13 protein-coding genes and 12 pseudogenes are annotated in these 23,306 nt (G+C 60.9%); 12 read left to right on the plus strand and 13 right to left on the minus strand.

Features of this window, described 5'->3' with window-relative positions:
- Position 1 precedes the first annotated feature (1 nt).
- On the plus strand, positions 2–265 hold the full coding sequence (locus ACW4PC_RS08600) for a hypothetical protein (RefSeq protein ID WP_455873485.1): 264 nt from the start codon (positions 2–4) through the stop codon (positions 263–265).
- On the opposite strand, the gene ACW4PC_RS08605 is transcribed toward ACW4PC_RS08600, so the two are convergent.
- The 4 genes and pseudogenes from ACW4PC_RS08605 to ACW4PC_RS08620 form a co-directional block, all read right to left on the minus strand.
- Entirely contained in the window at positions 256–732 is a 477-nt protein-coding gene (locus ACW4PC_RS08605; protein ID WP_455873486.1) for an ATP-binding cassette domain-containing protein, read from the minus strand. The genes ACW4PC_RS08600 and ACW4PC_RS08605 overlap by 10 nt on opposite strands.
- A complete protein-coding gene (locus ACW4PC_RS08610) occupies positions 732–1,301 on the minus strand; it encodes an ATP-binding cassette domain-containing protein (RefSeq protein WP_455873487.1) in 570 nt (189 codons plus the stop codon). Before ACW4PC_RS08610 ends, ACW4PC_RS08605 begins: the two co-directional genes overlap by 1 nt.
- Positions 1,302–1,715: 414 nt before the next feature.
- Positions 1,716–2,096: a class I SAM-dependent methyltransferase gene (locus ACW4PC_RS08615; RefSeq protein WP_455873488.1), complete on the minus strand. Its 381-nt coding sequence runs from the start codon at positions 2,094–2,096 to the stop codon at positions 1,716–1,718.
- A 199-nt stretch (positions 2,097–2,295) separates the two neighbouring features.
- Positions 2,296–3,043 (minus strand): annotated as a pseudogene (locus tag ACW4PC_RS08620) (ribonuclease T2 family protein).
- A 237-nt stretch (positions 3,044–3,280) separates the two neighbouring features.
- On the opposite strand from ACW4PC_RS08620, the pseudogene ACW4PC_RS08625 reads away from it, so the two are divergent.
- From ACW4PC_RS08625 to ACW4PC_RS08650, 6 genes and pseudogenes are all read left to right on the plus strand, one after another.
- Positions 3,281–3,549: pseudogene (locus tag ACW4PC_RS08625) on the plus strand (alpha/beta fold hydrolase); the annotation flags it as partial.
- A 47-nt stretch (positions 3,550–3,596) separates the two neighbouring features.
- Positions 3,597–3,965 (plus strand): serine aminopeptidase domain-containing protein, encoded by a 369-nt coding sequence (locus ACW4PC_RS08630; protein ID WP_455873489.1) that lies wholly within the window; start codon positions 3,597–3,599, stop codon positions 3,963–3,965.
- Between the two features lie 171 nt (positions 3,966–4,136).
- Positions 4,137–5,092: pseudogene (locus ACW4PC_RS08635) on the plus strand (DMT family transporter).
- Positions 5,093–5,110: 18 nt separating this feature from the next.
- Positions 5,111–6,326: pseudogene (locus tag ACW4PC_RS08640) on the plus strand (CaiB/BaiF CoA transferase family protein).
- A complete protein-coding gene (locus tag ACW4PC_RS08645; protein ID WP_455873490.1) occupies positions 6,323–6,688 on the plus strand; it encodes a thiamine pyrophosphate-binding protein in 366 nt (121 codons plus the stop codon). The pseudogene ACW4PC_RS08640 and the gene ACW4PC_RS08645 overlap by 4 nt, the downstream one beginning before the upstream one ends.
- 33 nt (positions 6,689–6,721) lie before the next feature.
- Positions 6,722–8,002 carry a thiamine pyrophosphate-dependent enzyme gene (locus ACW4PC_RS08650; RefSeq protein WP_455873491.1) on the plus strand — a complete coding sequence of 427 codons (1,281 nt, stop codon included), beginning with the start codon at positions 6,722–6,724 and terminating at the stop codon, positions 8,000–8,002.
- A 40-nt stretch (positions 8,003–8,042) separates the two neighbouring features.
- Here ACW4PC_RS08650 and ACW4PC_RS08655 read toward each other — a convergent pair.
- From ACW4PC_RS08655 to ACW4PC_RS08665, 3 genes and pseudogenes are all read right to left on the minus strand, one after another.
- Positions 8,043–8,388 (minus strand): annotated as a pseudogene (locus ACW4PC_RS08655) (RidA family protein).
- A 56-nt stretch (positions 8,389–8,444) separates the two neighbouring features.
- Positions 8,445–8,783: a TIGR01244 family sulfur transferase gene (locus tag ACW4PC_RS08660; protein WP_455873492.1), complete on the minus strand. Its 339-nt coding sequence runs from the start codon at positions 8,781–8,783 to the stop codon at positions 8,445–8,447.
- A 71-nt stretch (positions 8,784–8,854) separates the two neighbouring features.
- The gene (locus ACW4PC_RS08665) at positions 8,855–9,694 is read right to left on the minus strand and encodes a DUF4432 family protein (protein ID WP_455873493.1); all 840 of its coding nucleotides are present in this window, start codon (positions 9,692–9,694) and stop codon (positions 8,855–8,857) included.
- 245 nt (positions 9,695–9,939) lie between these two features.
- On the opposite strand from ACW4PC_RS08665, the gene ACW4PC_RS08670 reads away from it, so the two are divergent.
- Positions 9,940–11,319, plus strand: a complete 1,380-nt coding sequence (locus ACW4PC_RS08670; RefSeq protein WP_455873494.1) for a L,D-transpeptidase — start codon at positions 9,940–9,942, stop codon at positions 11,317–11,319.
- A gap of 220 nt (positions 11,320–11,539) precedes the next feature.
- Here the strand turns inward: ACW4PC_RS08670 and ACW4PC_RS08675 are convergent, their stop codons facing one another.
- The 6 genes and pseudogenes from ACW4PC_RS08675 to ACW4PC_RS08700 all read right to left on the minus strand — a co-directional run bounded on the left by ACW4PC_RS08675 (position 11,540) and on the right by ACW4PC_RS08700 (position 19,178).
- Positions 11,540–12,253 (minus strand): AAA family ATPase, encoded by a 714-nt coding sequence (locus ACW4PC_RS08675; protein WP_455873495.1) that lies wholly within the window; start codon positions 12,251–12,253, stop codon positions 11,540–11,542.
- 231 nt (positions 12,254–12,484) lie between these two features.
- Positions 12,485–13,640, minus strand: a pseudogene (locus ACW4PC_RS08680) (iron-containing alcohol dehydrogenase).
- Positions 13,637–15,023: pseudogene (locus tag ACW4PC_RS08685) on the minus strand (aldehyde dehydrogenase family protein). Before ACW4PC_RS08685 ends, ACW4PC_RS08680 begins: the two co-directional pseudogenes overlap by 4 nt.
- Positions 15,024–15,221: 198 nt before the next feature.
- On the minus strand, positions 15,222–16,592 hold the full coding sequence (locus ACW4PC_RS08690) for a glutamine synthetase family protein (protein WP_455873647.1): 1,371 nt from the start codon (positions 16,590–16,592) through the stop codon (positions 15,222–15,224).
- A gap of 150 nt (positions 16,593–16,742) precedes the next feature.
- Positions 16,743–18,290, minus strand: coding sequence for an amino acid permease (locus tag ACW4PC_RS08695; protein ID WP_455873496.1), 1,548 nt, complete (start codon positions 18,288–18,290; stop codon positions 16,743–16,745).
- A 123-nt stretch (positions 18,291–18,413) separates the two neighbouring features.
- Positions 18,414–19,178 (minus strand): annotated as a pseudogene (locus tag ACW4PC_RS08700) (N-formylglutamate amidohydrolase).
- Between the two features lie 189 nt (positions 19,179–19,367).
- Here ACW4PC_RS08700 and ACW4PC_RS08705 point away from each other — a divergent pair.
- The 4 pseudogenes from ACW4PC_RS08705 to ACW4PC_RS08720 all read left to right on the plus strand — a co-directional run bounded on the left by ACW4PC_RS08705 (position 19,368) and on the right by ACW4PC_RS08720 (position 23,302).
- Positions 19,368–20,241: pseudogene (locus ACW4PC_RS08705) on the plus strand (MurR/RpiR family transcriptional regulator).
- Between the two features lie 194 nt (positions 20,242–20,435).
- A pseudogene (locus ACW4PC_RS08710) lies at positions 20,436–21,546 on the plus strand (ABC transporter substrate-binding protein).
- A gap of 78 nt (positions 21,547–21,624) precedes the next feature.
- Positions 21,625–22,519: pseudogene (locus ACW4PC_RS08715) on the plus strand (ABC transporter permease).
- Positions 22,516–23,302: pseudogene (locus ACW4PC_RS08720) on the plus strand (ABC transporter permease). The pseudogenes ACW4PC_RS08715 and ACW4PC_RS08720 overlap by 4 nt, the downstream one beginning before the upstream one ends.
- Positions 23,303–23,306: the final 4 nt, after the last annotated feature.

Here is a 23,306-nt window from a genome sequence, read left to right on the forward strand (position 1 = left end):
GTTGCGCTGGCCGCCGGAGAGCGTTGCCGACCTTCTGCTGCTGGTCGCCGCCCTTGAAGTTGAAGGCGCCGCAATAGGCGCGCGAGTTCACTTCGTGCTTGCCGAGCTTGATGATGTCGTTGCCGGCGGAGATCTCCTCCCAGACGGTCTTGTCGCCCGCCGAGCGCATCGCGGCTCTGGTCGACATAGCCGAGCTCGAACGGTCTCGCCGATGCGGATTACCGAACCGCTGTCGGGATTGTTCCTGGCCGGTGATCATGCTTGAACGAGCGTCGTCTTGCCGGCACCGTTCGGGCCGATGACGCCGACGATGCCGCCGGGCGGCAGCTTGAAGGTCAGGTTCTCGATCAGGACGCGTGTCGCCATAGGCCTTGGTGAGGTTCTCGGCCTCGATGACGACGCTGGCCGAGACGCTCGGCGACCGGGATGACGATCTGCGGCGTCGCCGGGACGGCGGTCGGCGGCTGCCGCCACCAGTTCGTCATAGGCGCTGGATACGGGCCTTGGACTTTCGCCTGGCGTGCCTTGGGGCTGGAGGCGATCCACTCGCTGCTCGCGAGACTGATGGCCTTCTGGCGGGAGGCTTCTTCGCGGGCCTCCTGCTGCATGCGCTTGGCTTTCGCCTGCAGGTAAGCCGGAGTAGTTGCCCTCATAGGGAATGCCGCGGCCGCGGTCGAGCTCGAGGATCCAGCCGGTGACGTTGTCGAGGAAGTAGCGGTCGTGGGTGATCATCAGCACGGCGCCGGGATAGTCGCGCAGGTGCTTTTCGAGCCAGGCGATGGTCTCGGCGTCGAGGTGGTTGGTCGGTTCGTCGAGGAGCAGCAGGTCCGGCTGCGGCAAGCAGCAGGCGGCAGAGCGCCACGCGGCGGCGTTTCGCCGCCGGAAAGGCCTGTTACGGCCGAAGCATCGCCGGGCGGGCAGCGCAGGGCGTCCATCGCCATCTCGACCTGGTTTTCGAGGTCCCAGAGGTTCTGGCTGTCGATGATGTCCTGGAGCTTCGCGCCCTCATCCGCCGTCTCGTCGGAGTAGTTCATCATCAGTTCGTTGTAGCGGTCGAGGACCGCCGTCTTGGTGGCCACGCCTTCCATGACGTTTTCGAGCACGGTCTTAGTTCGCGTCGAGCTGCGGCTCCTGCGCCGAGGTAGCCGAGCGTCGCGCCCTCGGCGAGCCAGGCCTCGCCGGTATATTCCTTGTCGAGGCCGGCCATGATGCTGCAGGACGGTGGACTTACCGGCGCCGTTCGGGCCGAGGATACCGATCTTGGCGTCGGGGTAGAAGGAGAGGTGGACGTTCTCCAGCACCTTCTTCGCTGCCATAGGCCTTGTTGAGGCCGGCCATGTGATAGATGAACTGACGTGCCATTATACGCTGCTCCGGGCGGAAACTTGAAAACCGTGGCCGCTATGTAGGCGAAAGCCGGCTTTCGGGCAACGCCGAAACCGGCTTTCTCTACGGCAATCGATTTGGTTCCCCTCGAAAAGCAACGGAACGGAGGGATTGCCTCAGTCAGGCTTTCCGCCCAGTTGCATGAAATCGTCGGGCCATCGCACGGCATGGGTCACGAAGCGAAGCAGCGCGCTCATGCGCGATGAGCTCGGCTGCGAGCGCGCCGTCAAAGCTCTGCTCACCAAGACGATCGGAAAATACGCGGGACTCCTCGCCATTGGTCGGCAAGGCCACAGGTCCCCATTTGCTGAACAACCGCCGAAGGATCGTCACCGCGCGTTCTGATTCCAGGGTTGCCCGAGGCGCTGGCCCCGCAGCGCTTGCCGGAAACCGCCAGAGAGTGCGTTTTTCGTCAGGATGCTAAGCAGCCCGCCGCGTTTCACATGGCTTGCCAATTTTCCGATGGCAGCGGCACTGTCGTCCAAGTAGATCAGTACGCCATGGCAGCAAACTGCATCGAAGAGATGTTCTGATGCGAAATCGGTGATGTCGCCCAGCGCAAACTCAAGCCGGCTGCGCACTTGCACCGGCAGCTCTGCCTTACGCAGATTTGCCCGGCGCAGCATTTCAGGCGAAGCGTCAATGCCGAGAACGCTAAAACCGGCCTCGGATAGACGCGCGGATACTCCCGCCATCGCCGCACCCCACATCCCAGAACCGTTCCGCCGGGCAGACGTGAGGCCGGCCGCGCTTCGAACATCAGCTCGTGACGTATTTTGCCGCGTATACCATCCGAGTATCCCCGGCAAGCGTCCCCCGCACCCGCGTCCGAAGTGATTCCTAGCCGCAATCGTTCGTCCCACCCCGCTTCGAGCCAGTCTCCGGTTCCCCGAACCTTGCGATAAACTCTCAGCATCCCGCAGCGTCGACAACACCTTCGTCGCAGCCGAAGGAGGTGCGGCCGGCGTCTTGCATGAGTCTTCGGAAGCCCCTGCACCGGCGCCGGCGGCCGAGCCCGCATCCTCCGACAGCCCGATCGTCAGCTCGCTGATCACGCGGACGCCGCCCGGCAGGCGCCGGCAGCTTGCATCTTCACACGCTCGCCAGCGCCCGCCCCGAAGCTCTTGTCGAAAGCCGTCTTGACCTGATCCGCCTTGACGGTCTTGCCGACATTGCGCGGCGAAGAGGTCGCGCACCGCCGAGCCGTTGAGGTCATCCATCAGGCGGATCGCCACGCCGAAATAATCGTCGGCGCTCATCTTGGTGCAGGTGCCGTGCTTCGTCCATTCATGACGTTCGAGGCCCGATTGCGTTCCGGGCATGGCCTTTGCAAGGGCTGACGCATTCTCAGCCGTCAGCTTGACCTTGGGCAGCTTTTGCCAATCGCCGTCTTTGTCGACTGCCTGCAAGTCCTTCGATACACCGCAATAGTTCTGCCGCAGGGGCCGCGGCCGTGCAGCGAGAAATTCGTCGCGTCGAAGCGCTCCTTCGTCTGGCTGCTGCATTCCGGCTTCCTTTGGTTTGTCTGGCAGAATGCCGGCTGCCAACTTGCAGCAAGGATGAAGCGCGTTCCCCCTTCCCCTTCCTGGGCAACCGCAAAGCCAGCCAAAACCATTGACAGAACAAACGTCATCAAGCGCAGAAACACCCTGCTCATCGCTAATCCCCGCAGACAGAACAATTCAGGAACAAGTAAGCACGAAGCCCAAAACCCTGCAACCCTCACTCGCAGCAAATTCCACTGCAAACATGCACCGGGATGTTGCATTTGGCCCGCGATCTGCTCTTTTGCAGACGGGAGGTCGGAAATGTTTTCGCAAACACAATGGCTTAAGACGCCAGAGGCGACGCTCACCTTCATCATGAGGCAGCCAGCGGCGGCCCGCGCGGCATCGTGCTGATCTCCCACGGACTTGCTGAACATTCGAAGCGCTACGCACGCTTCGCCAAGGCGATGGCCGGGCGCGGCTATCATGTCTATGTGCACGACCACCGGGGCCACGGCGAGACGGTGGCTGACGGCGCGCCGATCGGCCAGTTCGCCCGGCGCAACGGCGTGCAGCAGGTTCTTGCCGATATGGTCGCCATGCGGGACTATGCGGCAGGGTTCCATCCAAACCTTCCCGTGATCTCTTCGGCCACTCCATGGGCGGGCTGATCGCGCTCAACGCTGCAGTGACCTTTCCGGAAAAATTCGATGCCGTCGCCGTGTGGAATTCGAATTTCAGGTATCGCATGACAGGCCGGGCCGCGCAAGCCATCCTGCTTGCCGAGAAAGCCCTGAAAGGTTCCGACGTTCCGAGCGGCCTGCTGCCGAAGCTCACCTTCGACACCTGGGGCAAATGATCCCCGGCCACCGGACGGAATTTGACTGGCTCTCCCGCGATCCGGCCGAAGTCGACAAATATATCGCCGATCCGCTCTGCGGCTTCGATGCGTCCGTTTCGCTCTGGCTCGATATATTCGAACTCACCTTTCGCGCGCCGCAGAAGCGGCATCTCGACAGGCTGAAAAGGAACCTGCCGATCCACCTCATGGCGGCGGAACAGATCCCGCGACCGATTTCGGAAAGGCGGTGATATGGCTGTCAAACCATTTGAAACGGCATGGTTTCTCCCGTATCACGGCCGAAATATATCAGGATAATCGGCACGAAACTCTGTGAACGAGATCGGCGCCGAAGCGGCGATTTCGGCCTTTGCCGATTGGTGCGATGAAGCAACCGCAAGAGCCTGACCAGCGGACCGGAAATGAACAGCGCAATAACGAAGAATAGCTCCTCCGAAGTCAGCATGGGCCTGATGCTCATGTTTATTTCGGTGCTCGTATCGCCTCTGATCGATATTTTCTCCAAGCTTGCCATCACGACGGTTCCGTCTGCAGAGATTACCGCAGCACGCTTTGCCATACAGGCTCTCTGCATGCTTCCGATCGTTATCTGGCGCAAAAAACTGACGGATTCGTCATGGAGGCAAAGCCTCTTCCACGCGATCCGCGGTGCCATCATCACCATTTCGATGATCTCGTTCGTCACCACGCTGGAATACCATGGCGGTTGCAGATGCGATCGCGCATCCTTCTTCGTCGAACCCATAATCCTCACCATCCTGAGCAGCCTATTTCTCGGCGAGACGATCGGCTGGCGGCGCTACACAGCATGCGGCGTCGGTTTCTTCGGCGCGATACTGGTGATTCAGCCGAGCTTCCAGGAAGTCGGCTACGTGGCGCTGTTGCCGGTCGTCAGCGCAGTCTGCATCGCCATCTCCGCAATGATGAACAGGGCCCTGGCGCAGCGCGAGGACCCGTGGGTGATGCAGTTTCACATGGGCTTGTGGGGCCTGCTCTTTTGCGGTGTGCTGTTCTTTTCTTCGCCCGTGGAAGCGGCTCGGATGTGTTCGAACCGGTAATGCCAACCATGATAGGCCTCGTCTGGCTCCTCGGCGTCGGCGTAACGGCCGCGATCGCCAGCATCCTCGGCGTCTATGCCTATCGCTCTGCACCCGCCTCCACTTTGGCGCCGCTGCAATATTTCGAGATCGTCTCGGCCACGATCTTTGCATGGCTGGTTTTCGGCGATTTTCCCGACGCCATCAAATGGCTGGGCATTCTCATCATCATCGCATCCGGACTTTACATCATCTGGCGCGAGCGCCGCTTTGCATCCAAACCCGTATCCGATACATCTGAGGCAACGCGGGCACCATGATCCGTTCTCGGGAGGAACATGACGGACAGTCGTAAGAAACCGCCGCTTGCCGGCATCAGGGTGATCGAGCTCGCCCGCGTCCTGGCAGGCCCCTGGGCCGGGCAGATGTTGGCCGATCTCGGCGCAGACGTCATCAAGGTCGAAAATCCGGACGGCGGCGACGATACGCGGCAAGTGGGGGCCTCCTTTCGTCGAGGGCGGCGACGGCGAAAACCTTTCAGCTGCCTATTATCACTCCGCCAATCGCAACAAGCGCTCTGTCACGGCCGATTTGAAGACCGAGGAAGGCCAGTCGCTGGTGCGACGCCTCGCGGCAACGGCCGATGTCCTGATCGAGAATTTCAAGCTCGGCGGCCTCGTCAAGTACGGGCTCGACTACGAGAGCCTGCGCAAGATCAATCGGAAGCTCGTCTACTGCTCCATCACCGGCTTCGGCCAGTCTGGCCCCTATGCCAGCCTCGCGGGCTATGATTACATCGTCCAGGGCATGTCCGGCTTCATGTCGATCACCGGCGAGCCGGATCGCCAGCCGATGAAAGCAGGTGTCGCCATCGCCGATATCTTCACAGGCATCTATGCAGTGGCGGCGATCGAGGCAGCCCTCATCCATGCGCTGAAAACCGGTGAAGGCCAGCTTGTCGATATGGCGCTGCTCGACGTGCAATCCGCCGTGCTCGCCAATCAAAACATGAACTACCTGGTCTCCGGCCGCGCGCCGGCGCGGCTCGGAAATGCCCATCCGAATATCTCTCCTTATGAGGTCGTGCCGAGCGCGGACGGTTACCTGATCCTTGCCGTCGGCAATGACAACCAGTTCCGGCGTCTCTGCGCGATCCTCGGCCTCGATGGCATCGCCGGCGACGAGCGTTTTTCGACCAACAAGGCCCGCGTCGTCAACCGCGACGAGGTGCGCCGCCTGATCTTGACCGAAACATTGAAATGGCAGAAAGCCGACTTGCTGAAGGCCTGCGAAGAAAATGCCGTGCCAGCCGGCGCGATCAACACGATCGAGGAGATGTTCGCCGATCCGCAGGTAAAGGCGCGCGGACTGCGCATCGATCTGCCGGATGCGGCAGGCAACGTGATCCCCGGCGCGAGGACGCCGGTCATGCTCTCCGAAACGCCCCTGCGTTACGAGAGGCCAGGCCCTCGGCTGGGCGAGCATCAGGAAGAGGTCCTGGCTGAGCTCGAGGCATTGGAGCGCGCCGAACGGGAGGGGAAATCCGAACTATGAAGAAGACCGGCGGCGAGCTGATTGTCGAAGCGCTGAAGGCAAACGGGGTCAATCGACATCTCCTGCGTGCCCGGGCGAAAGCTATCCTCGCCGTGCTGGACGCGCTTTATGACACCGATATCGAAGTGATCGTCTGCCGCCAGGAAGGCGGTGCCGCGATGATGGCCGATTGCTGGGGCCGGCTCACCGGCGAACCCGGCATCTGTATGGTCACCCGCGGGCCCGGCGCCACCAACGCCATCGGCGGGCCTGCATATCGCCAGGCAGGATTCGATCCCGATGATCCTGTTCATCGGCCAGGTCGCAGCGCGATGCCCGCGAGCGCGAGGCCTTCCAGGAGGTCGAGTTTCGCCGCGCGCTGACCGAATATGCCAAATGGGTCGGCGAGATCGACGATGCGGCGCGCATTCCCGAATTCGTCACCCGCGCCTTTGCCGATTGCGACCTCCGGCCGGCCCGGGCCTGTCGTCGCTGTCACTGCCCGAGGACATGTTGCGCGACGAAGTGGACGCGCCACGTCGCGAAGCCCTTATGCCCGCGTTCCCGCTCATCCCGGCGCGACCGCCAGGTCGACGATTTGCTACGATGCGAGCTGCTGGCAACGGCCGAGACGGCCGATGGTCATACTCGGCGGCACGCGCTGGGATAGCAGATGCGGTTGCGCGATTTCCAGCGTCTTTGCCGAGCGCTTCAGGCTGCCGGTCGGCTGTTCCTTCCGCCGCCAGATGCTCTTCGATCACCTTAGCCCGGGCTATGCCGGTGATGTCGGCATCGGCATCAATCCGGTGCTGGCCAAGGAGATCAAGGAGAGCGATTTGCTCATCCTGCTCGGCGCCCGGATGTCGGAAATGCCGTCGTCAGGCTATACGCTGGTCGACGTCCCCTACCCGGCGCAATCGCTCGTCCACATCTATCCCGACCCGTCCGAACTTGGCCGCATCTACCGTCCGGACCTTGCGATCTGCGCATCGCCGCAGGACTTCGTCGCCGCCCTTACCGATCTCCAAGCGCCTGCCGAACCGCGATGGGCGGAACGGACGCAGCATATGCACCAAGCCTATCTTGCCTGGTCGAAGCCGCCGCAAACAGGCCCAGGCACCGTTCACATGGGACCGATCATGGAATGGATCGAGGGCAACACGAAGGCCGACACGATCTTCACCAATGGTGCCGGCAACTATGCCACCTGGCTGCACCGCTTCCATCGCTTCCGGCAGTTCAATACGCAGGCGGCCCCCACATCCGGCTCGATGGGTTACGGCCTGCCGGCTGCCGTGGCTGCCAAGCGGCTTTTTCCGGAGCGCGAAGTCATCTGCTTTGCCGGCGACGGCTGCTTCCTGATGCACGGGCAGGAATTCGCCACCGCCGTCCGCTACGACCTTTCAATCATCGCCCTCGTCATCAACAACGGCATCTACGGCACGATCCGCATGCATCAGGAACGTGACTATCCCGGCCGTGTCAGCGGTACGGATCTCACCAATCCGGATTTTGCGGCCCTTGCCCGCGCCTATGGCGGCCATGGTGAAACGGTGGAGAAAACCGAGGACTTCGCGCCTGCTTTTGAGCGTGCCCGCGCCAGCGGCAAGCCTTCGATCATCGAGGTGAAGCTCGATCCCGAGGCGATCACGCCGACACGCACGCTTACCGAAATCGCGCAAACAAAAAGCCGGTGAGCGAACCCACCGGCTTTGAAACTGGCAAATGGCGCCGATCTTAGTCGATGGCGGCGATGACGATGAACTCGACCTTGTACTTCGGTGCGGCGAGCTTGGCCTCGCTGGTGGCGCGTGCCGGCGTGTTCTTCGGGTCGACCCAGGCTTCCCAGGCAGCATTCATTTCCGCAAAGTAGGAAATGTCGGAGAGATAGATCAGCGTCTGCAGAATCTTCGACTTGCTGGAACCTGCAGCGGCAAGCAGACGATCGACTTCGGCAAGCGCCGACTTGCACTGATCGGTCACACTCTCGCCTTCGCCGACCTGGCCGGCGAGATAGACGGTGTTGCCGTGGATGACCGCGCCGCTCCATGCGGGCGCCGACGTCGATACGCTTGATGCTCATGATGTTCTCCAGAGTTTTATGAAATAAAGGGCACGGCCGAAAGCCGCGCCAAAAGATCAGCCGCGAATGTGATGGGTCTTCTGATAGATCGCGGTCGAGCGTGCGCCGGAACGGCAATAGCCGAGCATCGGGCGCGGAAATTCGTCGAGTGCGTCGACCATGCCTTGCACGGCTTCTTCCGTCACGCCCATCGGGCCGACGGGCACATGCGCGATGTCGAGGCCGAGTTCCTTGGCGCGGGCTTTGATCACCGAAAACGGCGTCTGGTCCGGACTTTCCTGGTCCGGGCGATGGCAGACGATCGACTTGAAGCCCATCGCCTTGATCTGATCGAGATCTTCCAGCGTGATCTGGCCGGATACCGAATATTCGTCGTCGATCTGGCGGATGTCCATCGCGCGTTCCTCCTGAAAATCAATCGCAGAAGCTCTACGATGCGGGACCGGAAGCGTCAACAACAGTTCGCTCAGAGGAAGGCGAAGCGAAGCGCATAGCTGCGGCTCTCGCCCGGCTGCAGCATGTTGAATTCGCCGCCTGCTTGAAGCTCGCGACGCGAGACCCAGCGATGCGAAACCGGTTCGATGCCAAAAACGTCCGCCGGCGTCTTCTGGTTCCGCCAGACCTGCAGGTGCGGCAGCGTATCCGCGCGGAAACGCACGCAAAGCGTCTTGCCGCCCGCGGCTTTCATCGGACCGAGCCGGACTTCGGCAAAGCCATCCGTAACGGCCGGGGCCCCGACGCAAAAGAGGCCGCCAAGCTCTTCGCCGAAGGTCCATGGAAAACCACCCCCATCGAGCATCGCTCCTTCCAGGCGCGTACCGGCATCGAGCCATTTGCCGCCGGTATTCATGTGGTACATCAGGAAGGTCGGCACCGCCTGATCGCTGGTGTTGACGACCCTGTCGTCCAGCGAGACCTCCCCCGTCGCGCCGTCGATGCGCCAAAGCCGTTCGATCCGCTGCGGCAATCCTTCGACGGTGACGATATCGATGTGGGCGCAGCACTCGGCATTGCCGTTTTCGAATTTGGTCCAGACAACCTTGGCCGGATGACCGGAGGCCGAACCGTGCAGCGGGTAGACCTTGCCATCCGCCCGCCCCGGGATCGGCTCGCGATGGCGGATGTGATCCGGACCGCAGGTGAAGAGAAAGCCTTCGAGCGAGTGGTCGACACGCGGATCGCCGTCGTCAGGGATGGCGCGCTTCGGCGCGATATCGACGCCGTCGACGATGCATCCGCCGATATCCATCACCGATGTTTCGTCCAGCATCAGGCGCGGCCCCTTGGCGGCGGCAAATTCAATCATTGCAACTCCTCCCGATCTTAAAGCTGCCGTAGGGTTAGGTTCCGTCCGCACATTCGTCAATCGCGGCAAACCTGTTGCGCACAACCGGCGATGCGCCATGGAACCCGCTTGCCAAACCAAACGTTTTGCCTCAGGCAGAAAGCACGGTGATTTTCATCTTTTGTTTAGTACGAATTCATAAATTCCACACTAGCGTCAAAATTCGCAGGTGTGTGTCGGCCAAATCACTGTTCGAGGTGTAAAACGTGAATCGCTTTTTGAAATCGGGGATGTCCCTCGCCGCCGTCGTGCTGGCCCTTGCCGCTGCCGCACCGGTTGCCGACGCGCAGCAGTACGGCCGCCGCCAGCGCGATGTCGTGATGGTAACCCCCGACGGTGCGATCATCGATTACATTCCGCCGGGCGCCGACGTCTATTATTCGCGGGATCGCAACGGCAACCGCGTCCTGCTCGATGGTTACGGCAACGTCGTCGCGACGGAAATGCGCGGCAGCGGCTATTATCCGCAAGCCCCTGCCCGCGAAGCCCATAACAATGACCCCCACTACCCGGACAACAGCTACGACAGCACGCGTTACGTGGAGCGCGGCGCCGTGACCGGTTCGATCCCGCGCGATGCGCAAATCCAGCGCGATCCACTTTACGATCAGCCCTATCCGGATGCCAACGGCGAAAGCTACCCGCAGAACGAGGACTATGCGTCGATCGAACCGGACCAGCCGTTCCCGGGCGACATGCAACCGAAGCCGCCCTCAGAACCGGTCATCACGCTTAAGGGAAAATCGAAGCCTGAGATCGTCGCCATCCAGGTCTTCCTCGACCGCGCGGGCGTTTCTCCGGGTGTCATCGATGGCCATATGGGGTCCAACGTCACCAAGGCGATCTATGCCTATGAGCAGATGACCGGCGAAAAGCTCGACCCCAACAATACCGAAGCGATCCTCGAGCAGTTGCGCCTGTCGGGCGGATTACCCGTCACCAGCTACACGATCACGCCGGCAGATGCCGCAGGGCCTTATGTGGCCGCGATTCCGGAAGACTATTCGCAAAAGGCGCTTCTGCCTTCGATGGCCTACACCTCGACGACCGAAATGCTTGCCGAGCGCTTCCACATGGACGAAGCCTTCCTCAGGGAAATGAACCCGGGCGCGGACTTCACCGTGCCCGGCACGATCATCAAGGTCGTCAATGCCGGGCAAGCCAAGACCGGCACCGTCGCGAAGATTCTCGCGGACAAGGCCAAGAAGCAGGTCTTCGCCTATGACGCTGCTGGCAATCTCGTCGCGGCCTATCCCGCCTCGATCGGCTCCAGCGATACCCCTTCGCCCTCCGGCCTCGTCAACGTGGAACGCGTCGCTCTGAACCCCGGCTATACCTACAACCCGAAGATCAACTTCCAGCAGGGCGCAAACGACCGCATCCTGAATATCCCGCCCGGCCCGAACGGTCCCGTCGGCACGGTCTGGATCGCCCTTTCGAGGCCGACCTACGGCATTCACGGCACGCCTGAACCATCCAAGATCGGCCGCACCCAGAGCCACGGCTGCATCCGTCTGACGAACTGGGATGCCACGGAGCTCGCCAAGATGGTGAAGCCCGGCGTGACGGTCGAGTTCGTCGATTGAATCCTTTGCCGCTCATCCGCCTGCCGGCACCTTTTCTCTGACGGGGAGAAGGGAGATATGCCGCGTCTATTGCGTTTCTCTTGGCCATTTCGCAAGCAGTCCATGGCCCCGTTCACCCGGGAAATCGGGTGAGCGCGTCCGCCACGACACAAGTTTGGGCCGAGCCCAAACAAGAAGACCGCCGGATCGCTCCGGCGGTTGGTTGAAATCATCCCAAAATTCAAGCCGCCGAACGGATCAGCGGTCCGGTTGTCCGGGCGGAAGTGGCTAGCTTGACCGGCACCTTGCGAATGATTTCCTCGGCAAAACAGAGGGCATTCTCGCAGGCCTTCTCCAGATTGGAAACCCGCATCGGGTCCATATCGTGCAGCGTGCCGCCACAATCGAAGATGTCGCGGAATGCCGCACGCTCGATGATCGCCGTATCGAGGACCGGAACGTTCCGCTCGTTGAGCAGCGCCTTGACGAGTTGCAGTGCACGGGTAGTCACCATTGAATTGACACGGGTAAGCACCACCGAATGGCCGATCTTGATGCCCGCCTTCTCATCCAGATACTGCAGCAATTCCAGCACCTGCGCCCCGCCGCGCGCATCCATGGCACAGCCCTGGATCGGGATCAGCACATGGTCGGAGAGGCCGATCGCGGTGGCCAGCAGCGGATTGCGGGCGCCCGGCAGGTCGACGATAAAGTAGTCCGTGGAATGCTTGTTCTCGCTGATGTGCTGCGGAAGCGAGGCGGACGTCACGAAGTCGATGACCTGAATATTCGCCACATGGCCGGAACTCTCGTGCCAGCGGGAAATCCAGTGCTGAGGATCGGCATCGAGAATGGTGATGCGGTAACCTTTGCGGGCAAGTTCCGTCGCGAGCAGAAGGACGGCTGTGGTCTTGCCTGCCCCGCCCTTGGTGTTTGCAAATGTGATGACTGGCATGGTCGATCCTCGAAGGAAAATATCGCGAGCCGGATATCGCTCTCTTGCGCACTTTCGGGTTCATCGTGCGGTTAACGTATCCTTTCCGATGATGGTTAACAAAATCCAAACAAACGCGCCGAAATTGCAGCCCGCATTTTTCACATCCCTAAAACTTGGGATGCCGGAAAACGAAGAAAGCCCGGAAAGCTTGGGCTTTCCGGGCAAGTTTTGACGGTCCGCCTTATGTGATCAGAAGCAGTCTTTGAAAAGCGTCTTGGTATTTTCGAGCGTCATCGGGACGGGATTGCCGCCCGCGCTCGGGTCTTCGATTGCCATCGCCGAGAGCGCGTCGATCCGGTCCGGTGCGATTCCCATGGCCGAAAGGCTTTCCGGAACCCCGAGTTCAAAGCGAAGCTTTAGCACGTAATCATAGAAACCGTCGAAGCCGCCGGAGATGCCGAGATAGGCCGCAGCGCGTGCGATCTTCTCTTCGATCGCTGCGCGGTTGAAGCGCAGCACCGCCGGCATCACGACGGCATTGGTCATGCCGTGATGCGTGTTGTAGACGGCGCCGATCGGATGCGACACCGCATGGATGGCGCCGAGGCCTTTCTGGAAGGCGACAGCGCCCATGGCGGCAGCCGCCATCATGTTGGCGCGGGCTTCGAGGTCGGTCCCTTCCTTATAGGCACGCGGCAGGAATTCCTTGACGAGGCGCATGCCTTCCAGCGCGATACCGGCAGACATCGGATGATAGAAGGGCGAGGAATAGGCTTCCAGGCAATGCGCAAAAGCATCCATGCCGGTCCCGGCGGTGATGATCTTCGGCATGCCGACGGTCAGCTCCGGATCGGCGATGACGACGCCCGGCAGGAACTTTGGATGGAAGATGATCTTCTTCACATGCGTCTGTGGAATTGGTGATGACGCTGGCGCGGCCGACTTCCGAGCCAGTGCCGGCCGTCGTCGGCACCGCAACGATCGGCGCAATACCCTCGACGCTCGCACGCGTCCACCAATCCCCAATATCCTCGAAATCCCAGACCGGACGCGTCTGGCCGGCCATGAAGGCGACGCACTTGCCGAGATCGAGGCCCGAACCGCCACCGAAGGCGACGACGCCGTCATGGCCGCCGTCCTTGAAAGCCTTCACGCCGGCATCGAGGTTCTTCTCGTTCGGGTTCGGATCGACGTCTGCGAAGATCGCGCGGCCGAGGCCTGCATCTTCCAGGATGTCGAGCGCATTCTTGGTAATCGCCATCGAGGCCAGGCCGCGATCGGTAATCAGCAGCGGCTTCTTCATGCCAAGGCTCTTGCAGGCGTCCGCCAGCTCCTTGATGCGGCCGCGGCCGAGCTTGAAGGCTGTCGGATAGCTCCAGTTGGCTGTGATATTGCTGCTGCTCATGCTGTGACTTTCTTCAGGTGATAAGATTTTGGGCGCGTTAGATTGTGGAAGCCGATGATCGACAGCGAGCCGCCGCGGCCGGTTTCCTTGACGCCGGTCCAGCAAAGCGCCGGATCGAGGTAATCGGCACGGTTCATGAAGACGGTGCCGGTTTCGATTTCGCGGCCGAGCCGTCCTGCCCTCTCCGGGTCCTTCGTCCAGAGCGAAGCCGTCAGCCCGTACTGGCTGTCGTTCATCAGCGCGATCGCTTCGGCATCGTTCTTGACCTTCATGATGCCGACGGCCGGGCCGAAGGTTTCTTCGCGCATGAAGGCCATCGAGTGATCGACATTGACCAGAATCTGCGGCGCGAGATAGGCTGCGCCGTCATCTTGCGGGAAGAGCTTCGGATCGATTAGCGTCCTGGCACCCTTCGAGACGGCATCGGCGATCTGCTCGCGCACGACCTTGGCGAAACGCTTGTTGGCCATTGGACCGAGCGAGGTTTCCGGATCAAGCGGATTGCCGAGTTTGTAATTGGAAACCCAGGCGACCGACTTCTCGACGAAGCTGTCATAGAGCGACTCGTGCACATAGATACGCTCGATGCCGCAGCAGCATTGGCCGGAATTGTAGGTCGCGCCATCCATTAACGTATCGACGGCCGCATCGAGATCGGCGTCTTCCATGACGTAGCCCGGATCCTTGCCGCCGAGCTCGAGGCCGAGGCCTGTAAAGGTGCCGGCTGCAGCCCGCTCCATAAAACGCCCACCTTCGACCGAACCCGTGAAGTTGATGAAATTGAAAGCTTCCTGCCGCAATCAGCGCCGAGGTCGTTTCGTGATCGAGGAACACGTTCTGGAAGACATCCTCCGGAACACCTGCCTCGACAAAAGCCTGAACCAGCCGCTCGCCCACCAGCAGCGTCTGCGACGCATGTTTCAGGATAACGGTATTGCCTGCCATCAGCGCCGGAGCGATGGTGTTGATCGCCGTCATATAAGGGTAGTTCCACGGGGCGATCACGAACACGACGCCATGCGCTTCACGCTCGATACGGCGCTCGAACTTGTCGCTACTTTCGACAACAAGCGGCGCCAGCGCGTCGGCAGCGATCGACGCGACATAGTTGGAGCGCTCGTTGAAGCCCCGATATTCGCCACCATACTTGACCGGCCGACCCATCTGCCAGGCGAGCTCCGGTACGACGAGATCGGACATCTCGTTGAGCCGCGCGACGCCTTTGAGCACAAGCTGCACGCGATCCTCCAGCGGCCGCTTCGCCCAGGCCGTCTGCGCCTTGCGGGCACGGGCGACAACGTCCTTAGCCGCCTCTAGCGAGAGCGCCGAGCGCTCTGCGTAAACCGATCCGTCGACCGGCGAAATGCATTGGATCATAGTCATGATCGAATCCTGCCTTTGTATCCTACAAATCTCTTCGGGCACCAGCCCCTCATCCGCCGGCCGAGACCTTCTCCCCGCAAGCGGGTGAAGGAAGTATGCCGCACCGGTCTCGCCAATCGCAACGCCCCTTAGGGCAAGTCCCCACGCCCCTCAAAGCGGGTCAGGGTGAGGGCGAGCAACGACAGACCGCAAAATGCCTTACGCCCTTTCAAAGCCTCTCGCCACTTCCCAATCCGTCACGCGGCGGTCGTATTCCTCCTGCTCCCATTCGGCAGCGCGCGTGTAGTGGTCGATGACGTCGTTGCCGAAAGCCTTCCGCAGCATTTTCGATTCCGTCATGGCGACCGTCGCGGCGCGTAGCGTGTGTGGAATCTCGCGGATATCGCGCGCGCCGTAGGCGTCGCCGACGAATGGCGATTCGAGTTCGAGCCTGTTCTCAATCCCCTCGATGCCAGCCGCCAGCAGTGCTGCAAAGGCGAGATACGGATTGAGGTCCGAACCGCCGACGCGGCATTCGATCCGGATCGCCTTTGTGTCGTCGCCGCACAGGCGGTAGCCGGCGGTGCGGTTGTCCTTGCTCCAGATCGCCTTCGTCGGCGCGAAGGTGCCGGCCATGAAGCGCTTGTAGGAATTGATATAGGGCGCCAGGAAATAGGTGATCTCGCTCGCGTGGGCGAGAAGGCCGGCCACGTAGTTCCGCATCAACGGCGACATGCCGTATGTACCCTTCTCATCGAAGAACAGCGGCGTCTTGCCGTCGGCGCTCCAGAGCGACTGATGGATATGAGAGGAGCTGCCGGCCGATGTGTAGCTCCATTTGGCGAGGAAGGTGATCGCCTTGCCCTTCGACCAGGCGATTTCCTTGCAGCCGTTCTTGATGATGGCGTGCCGGTCAGCCATCGTCAGCGCGTCGGCGTAGCGCACATTGATTTCCTCCTGCCCCGCTGAAGCCTCACCCTTGGAATTCTCGACCGGAATGCCCGCACCCTGCAAACCGGTACGGATCGCCCGCATCACATCTTCTTCCTTGGTCGTCTGGAAGATGTGGTAGTCCTCGTTGTAGGCGCTGGCGAGCTTGAGATTGCGGTAGCCGGCGGCATGCGCAGCCTCATAGGTCTGGTCGAAGAGGAAGAATTCGAGCTCGGATGCCATGAAGGCCTTCATGCCCATATCTTCGAGGCGCTTGACCTGCCTCTTCAGGATGGCGCGCGGCGAATGCGGCACCTCTTCGTGCGTGTGATGGTCAAGCAGATCGCAAAGGACCAGTGCCGTTCCTTCGAGCCAGGGAATGCGGCGCAGCGTCGAAAGGTCCGGTTTCATCGTGTAGTCGCCGTAACCCTTCTCCCAGCTCGTCGCCTTGTAGCCGGAGACGGTTTCCATCTCCATGTCGGTCGCGACCAGATAGTTGCAGCTATGCGTTTCCTTCCAGGCGCTTTCGAGGAAATATTCCGCCTGGAAGCGCTTGCCCATCAAGCGGCCCTGCATGTCCACCTGGCATGCGACAACGGTATCGATGCGCCCTTCGGCCACGTCCTTCTTGAGATCATCGAAAGTATAGCTGTTGCTCATCATTTATCCGCCTGAAATCTGGATTGGAAACTCGGGGCAATGAAACGGCATGCAGCGGCCGCCATGACCGTCCAGATGCCTTTTCGTTGAACCGGTGGATGGGGCCGCGCGAACGGCGGCCCCGCCATTTGAGAGGGAAGCTCGGTTTTCTTATGCTTCGCCAACGGCCCTTTCGGCGGCCGCGATTTCAGCCTGGCGCTTGGCGACTTCCTCGCCGATCGGCGGGCCCTTGAAGCGGCGCTTTTCGAAGCCGTACCAGACGACGCCAGTCACAACAAGGAAGCCAACGGTGATGTAGAGCGCCCAGTCATTCGGCGGCTGGATGCCGAGAACGAAAATAAGCACCATTGCAATGATCGAGAGCACGGCAAAGAGCTTGAACATCCCCTCGCCGAGGTTCCACGGCCCCATCTTGTCCCACTTCGACGTACCCCAGGCGAAGAGGCCGAGCGTGATCGGGATCGCGAAGGAGAAGAAGAGGAAGATGACGGTGCACGAAACGACGATGGTATAGACCGGCGTTTCGCCGATCGAAACGAGCGACGAACCCCACACGAAGAGGACGGCGAGGATAGAACCCGTCCAGATCGCGGCAACCGGCGTGCGGTGCTTCGTGCTGACCTTCGACAGTGCCTTGGATGCCGGCAGACCGCCGTCACGCGAGAAGGCGAAGATCATGCGGGAAACCGAGGTGACGGTGGCGAGGCCGCACAGCCATTGGCTGACCAGAATGGCAAGATACAGGATGCCCTTGACGATCGGGTTCACCTGGCTGTCCATCGCCCAGAAGAACACGTTCCAGCCCTGCTTGGCAGCTTCGTCCATGCTGGGCAGCATCAGCACGAATGCGCAAAGCATGATGTAGCCGAAGAGCGCCGACCAAAGCACGGAGGAAATCATGCCGCGCGGCACGGAGCGAGCCGCGTTTACGGTCTCTTCCGACGTATGCGCCGACGCGTCATAGCCGGTGATCGTGTAGATCGGCAACAGGAGGCCCAGCAGGAACACCCAGGTACCGGACGTGGCAGGCCAGACATTGCCTCCAGTTTCGCCCGAATAGTTGGCGAAGGTGAAGAGGCGGCCGAACTCGTAGGACGGAGCAGCCATCAGGCAAACCGCGGCAAGCGCGATCGCCGTCGCGAAGATCAGGTAGCCAGAGAAGTCCGTGAGCTTGGCGGTCAGGCCGATGCCCATATGGTTCACGAGCGCCTGCGCACCGGTGATGATGATCAAGAAGACGATGCGAACGACTGTCGTGTCCGTCAGCCCGAGATAGCTCGTGCCAAAGGAGCCCATGAAGAAGTAGTAGGTACCGACGTTGATGGCCCCGAGCACCGTCACGAGGCCGAGCAGGTTGAACCATGCGGTCAGCCAGCCGGTGAAGCGGTTGCCGAGGATGGACCCCCAGTGGTAGAGGCCGCCCGCGGTCGGATAGGCGGAGCTGATCTGCGCCATCGCAACGGCGAAGACGAGCGAAATGAAGCAGCCGAGTGGCCAGCCGATGCCGATCGCAGCACCACCCGCGCCGGCAGTCGCCTGCGCCAGCGAATTGATGCCGCCGGAAAGGATGCAGATGATCGAAAAGGAGACGGCAAAGTTCGAGAACGAGCTCATCCGCCTTTCCAGTTCCTGGGCATAGCCCATCGAATGCAGGATGCTCATATCCTGCTTCTTATCAAGTTCGGTATAGTCCGACATGACTTCCCCCTGTTTGACGATCGGCAGCGGAATTGCCGCAGATCGAGTGCCAAAGTTGCCCGCGGCTTTCGCCATACGGACAGATCGCAGTTAGACTGCTCCCTGGGGTCTTTTCTTTTATGGTCAGGCTTCCAGGCCTTGCTGGAGGAGCCCTGTCAGATAGTCGGCCATGACCCCTTGGCCGGCATCGTCGCTGATGAGGTCGTTGCGGATCTCGATCATTACATTGCGGAACCCGTTCGACAGCCCGTGCAGGATCAGCGTGTGCGTCACGCCGTCCTCAGGGCCATCAGGGCTCGTTGCGTTCGGTTTTGTAGAGCGGCGCGTCAGCCGCCCCTGCCAACATCTTGTCTGCCAGGCGGCTGTCAGCATCATGCAGGATGCCGAGCTCGACGGCACGCTCCTTGCCATTATAGACCGGCGTGAAACTGTGAACAGTGACGATGACCGTCTCCTGCCCCTGCCCCTGACGGTCCTTGATGAGACGGCTTACTGCATCGTGGAAAGGAAGATACAGCGCTTCGGTACGGGCCTGCCGCTCCTTTGCGCTGAGTCTCTGATTGCCGGGGATGGCATAGATTTCGCTCTTCTCGGGCATTGCGCCCGGCGATTCCGGCGGGCGGTTGCAGTCGTAGATCAGGCGAGAGAAGCGCTGAAAGACGAGCGTTGGCGTCAAGCGTCGCTCGAGATGCCGCGTGCAACGGCCAAAGCGCCTGGATCCCAGGCGATGTGGCTATTCAACGCTTCCTCGGAAAGGCCGAGATTGCCGAACTGCTCGGGTAGCGCTCGCGAGGCGTGTTCGCAGATGACCAGCAACGGGCTCTTGCCGTGCGGCCGCTCGATGCCGACACAGTCCCCATCCGCTTCGCTTAGAATCTTGAAGCTCAGTGAGCACCTGCCCGCGCCTGCCCTTCCCTTAATAAAATCTTTACAAGAAAAGAATTCTTCAGTCTTCGGGCAGTGTCAAGCGCGCTCTGAAAATTTCTTTTCATGACAGTGGTTGACATGCGATTGTGACAGCGTTGTTAACTTTGAGTGGGAAAGTGGCACAAGACCGATCCCGGGGAGCAAGATCGCGTGAGCGCTGCGTCGAAGACGGTTTCGGACGTCATCCATTCGCATTTCGAAGCGCTGACGCGCGCCGAGAAGCAATTGGCCGAGAGTCTGCTGGATAACTATCCCGTTTCAGGGCTGGGCAGCATCACCACGATTGCCGAAAACGCCGGCGTCTCGACGCCCACCGTCGTCCGCATGGTCCAGAAGCTCGGCTTCAAGGGTTACCCGGATTTCCAGGCGCATCTGCATCAGGAGCTCGAAGCGACGATCTCCAATCCGATCGCCAAGCACGACCGGTGGGCTTCCAATGCGCCGGGCACCCATATCCTCAACCGTTTTGCCGACGCCATCATCGGCAATCTGCGCCAAACGCTGAGCGATCTCGACACCGCGACCTTCAATAGCGCCGCCGCCCTGCTTTCGGATCGCAAGCGCCGGCCTTTATTTCGTCGGCGGTCGCATCACGGGCGCGCTTGCCGAATACTTCTTCACCCACATGCAGGTCATCCGGCCGAATACCGCCCTCTTGTCGTCCAACTCGTCGAGCTGGCCGCAGTATGTTCTCAACATGAATTCCGGCGATCTGCTGATCATCTTCGACATCCGCCGCTACGAGCAGGAGATGGTGAGCCTTGCCCAGGCGGCCCGCACGCGCGGCGCCGAAATCATCGTCTTCACGGACCAATGGGGATCGCCGGCGGCAAAGCTTGCGAGACACGCCTTCCGCGTCCAGATCGAGGCACCGTCGGCTTGGGATTCCTCGGTGGTCACGCTCTTTATCGTCGAAGCGCTCATCGAAGCGGTCCAGAATACCACCTGGGACGAGACGAAGGAGCGCATGAAAACGCTGGAGGGCCTGTTCGAACAGACCAAGCTCTTCCGAAAACCCGGCTAGGAGGAGAGGCAGGAACGAACGAAACAAGCAACTGAGGCTGCGTGAAGGAAATAGAACTGCCCGTCGCAGACGAAACAGAGTTCGAAAAATGCTGGAAATCATAAGAAAAACGAACGTCACGCGACCGTCATACAAGCTTCATGCAACGCCAGTAACAGCATCGCCAGACCACTGAAAACCGAAGGAGAACAACAGTGATCTCTAACATTTCTCGACTGCTCTCGCTTTCTACTGCGATCGTCGTAGCTTCGACTGCGATTGCCGCAGCAGAACCGAGCGCCGAACTCATCGCTGCCGCCAAGAAGGAAGGCACGCTGACGACCATCGCTCTCCCGCACAACTGGTGCGGATATGGCGACGTCATTGCCGGCTTCAAGGCCAAGTATGGCATCGAAGTCAACGAACTGAACCCGGACGCAGGTTCGGGCGACGAAATCGAAGCAATCAAGGCCAACAAGGGCAACACCGGCCCGCAGGCTCCGGACGTCATCGACGTCGGTCTCTCCTTCGGCCCGTCGGCCAAGGCTGAAGGCCTCATCCAGCCCTACAAGGTCTCCACCTGGGATTCCATTCCGGACTTCGCCAAGGACGCCGACGGCTTCTGGTACGGCGACTACTACGGCGTTCTTTCGTTCGTCGTGAACACCGACATCGTCGAAGAACATCCCGAAGGATTGGGCCGACCTGAAGAAGTCCGAGTATGCCAACACCGTTTCGCTCGCTGGCGATCCGCGCGCTTCCAACCAGGCTGTTCAAGCCGTCTACGCCGCTGGTCTTGCTGCGGGCGAAAAGGATGCCACGAAGGCTGGCGAAGCAGGTCTTGCTTACTTCGCAGAGCTCAACAAGGCCGGCAACCTCGTTCCGGTCATCGGCAAGTCCGCGTCGCTCGCTCAGGGTTCGACCCCGATCGTCGTCGCCTGGGACTATAACGGCCTCTCCTGGCGCGACAGACGCTCAACGGCAACCCGCCGGTTGAAGTCGTCGTTCCGAGCATCGGGCGTTCGTTGCCGGTGTCTACGTTCAGGGCGATCTCCGCCTTTGCTCCGCACCCGAATGCTGCCAAGCTCTGGATGGAATACCTCTATTCCGACGAAGGTCAGCTCGGCTGGCTGAAGGGCTACTGCCACCCGATCCGCTTCAACGACCTTGCCCAGAAGGGCCTGATTCCAAAGGAACTGCTCGACAAGCCTGCCGCCGGCTGAAGGCTATGCCAAGGCTATCTTCCCGACGCTCGACGAGCAGGCCGCAGGCAAGACCGCCATCACCACCGAGTGGGACAGCGTCGTCGGCGCCAACGTTCAGTAAGGCATGACATCCGGCCTCCCCGCCCTTATAGCGGGGAGGCATTTCTCTTTCACTCCGACGCCCCCGGATGAACTTCGCATGAGCACCGTTTCAACGCCTATGGCGAGCACTGCCCCCCTGATCAATAAGGATCGCGTGATCGACTGGCTGGGTATCGCGCCCTTCGTCATCTTCGCTCTGCTGTTTCTGATCATCCCCACGCTTTATCTCGTCGTCGGCGCCTTCCTCACGCCGGAAGGCGAATTCACGTTCAAGAACATCGGCGATCTCTTCACACCGTCGATCATGAGCGCCTATTGGATCAGCATCCGCGTATCGGTGGCTTCCGCTCTCGGCGGTGCGCTGATCGGCTTCTTTCTCGCCTGGGCAGTCGTCCTCGGCGGCCTGCCCTCCTCTGTCCGCTCGACGCTTTTGACCTTCTCGGGCGTCGCATCGAACTTCGCCGGCGTGCCGCTTGCCTTCTCGTTCCTGGCAACGCTCGGCCGCACCGGCCTCGTCACCATCTTCCTGCGCGACTGGTTCGGCTTCAATCTCTACGGCACCGGATTCAACCTTTTATCCTTCTTCGGCCTCACCATCACCTACATGTACTTCCAGATCCCTCTGATGGTGCTGATCCTGACGCCGGCGCTCGACGGCATGAAGAAGGAATGGCGCGAGGCCGCTGAAATCCTCGGCGCCACGAACCGCCAGTACTGGATGATGGTCGCCCTGCCGATCCTCTGGCCGAGCCTGCTCGGCACGACGCTGCTGCTGTTTGCAAACGCCTTCGGCGCCATCGCCACAGCCTATGCGCTGACTGGAAGTCTCCCTGAACATCGTTCCGATCCTGCTTTACGCGCAGATCCGCGGCGATGTTCTTCACAACCCGAACCTCGGCTACGCGATCGCGCTCGGCATGATCGTCATTACCGGCGTCTCCAACGTCCTTTACCTGATGCTGCGCATGCGCGCCGAACGGTGGCAGAAATGAAAGCTCAACGTCTCGGCGCCTGGATCGCCATCTTTCTGGGTGCGTCCTATTTCGTCATTCCGCTGATCGGCACCATCGAGTTTTCGCTGCGCATGCGCCGCGGCGTATACAGCTTCGATGCCTATCAGTCGGTCTTTTCGGACATCCAGTTTCCGCGAGACCTTCGGCTATTCCATGCTGATGGCCCTTTTGACAATCGTCTTCGGCATGCTGCTCGTCGTGCCGACGGCCTATTGGGTTCGCCTGCGCCTGCCACAGATGCGCCCGATCGTGGAATTCGTGACGCTGCTGCCGCTGGTCATCCCGGCGATCGTCATCGTCTTCGGCTATCTGCGCATGTACAATTCATCGTCGGTCCTGCCGTTGACGGGTTCTACGACCGGTACGAACATCCTGCTCGTCTGCTCCTACATCACGCTGTCGCTACCCTACATGTATCGAGCGGTCGATACCGCCATGCGCGCCATCGACGTCCGCACGCTGACAGAGGCGGCCGAAAGCCTCGGTGCCAGCTGGCCGACCATCATGTTCCGCTGCATCTTCCCGAACGTCATGAGCGGCGTGCTGTCCGGCGCCTTTATCACGCTGGCGATCGTCATGGGCGAATTCACGATGGCTGCCCTCCTCAACCGGCCGGCCTTCGGGCCTTATCTGCAGCTCGTCGGCGCCAACAAGGCTTACGAGCCGTCGGCGCTCGCCGTCATTGCCTTCTCGATCACATGGCTCTGCATGGGTCTGCTCAACCTCATCTCCCGCTTCCAAAAATCCGCCCCCGCAAGGTAACTGG

The organism is Rhizobium yanglingense (assembly GCF_977109285.1).

Excerpts from the sequence above, each read along its gene's own strand:
- ACW4PC_RS08650 (WP_455873491.1), top strand. The coding sequence starts at position 6,722 with ATGCGGCGCGCATTCCCGAATTCGTCACCCGCGCCTTTGCCGATTGCG.
- ACW4PC_RS08695 (WP_455873496.1), bottom strand. The coding sequence starts at position 18,290 with ATGTCGGACTATACCGAACTTGATAAGAAGCAGGATATGAGCATCCTG.
- ACW4PC_RS08665 (WP_455873493.1), bottom strand. The coding sequence starts at position 9,694 with ATGATTGAATTTGCCGCCGCCAAGGGGCCGCGCCTGATGCTGGACGAA.
- ACW4PC_RS08605 (WP_455873486.1), bottom strand. The coding sequence starts at position 732 with ATGATCACCCACGACCGCTACTTCCTCGACAACGTCACCGGCTGGATC.
- ACW4PC_RS08690 (WP_455873647.1), bottom strand. The coding sequence starts at position 16,592 with ATGAGCAACAGCTATACTTTCGATGATCTCAAGAAGGACGTGGCCGAA.
- ACW4PC_RS08660 (WP_455873492.1), bottom strand. The coding sequence starts at position 8,783 with ATGGACATCCGCCAGATCGACGACGAATATTCGGTATCCGGCCAGATC.
- ACW4PC_RS08615 (WP_455873488.1), bottom strand. The coding sequence starts at position 2,096 with ATGTGGGGTGCGGCGATGGCGGGAGTATCCGCGCGTCTATCCGAGGCC.
- ACW4PC_RS08675 (WP_455873495.1), bottom strand. The coding sequence starts at position 12,253 with ATGCCAGTCATCACATTTGCAAACACCAAGGGCGGGGCAGGCAAGACC.
- ACW4PC_RS08645 (WP_455873490.1), top strand. The coding sequence starts at position 6,323 with ATGAAGAAGACCGGCGGCGAGCTGATTGTCGAAGCGCTGAAGGCAAAC.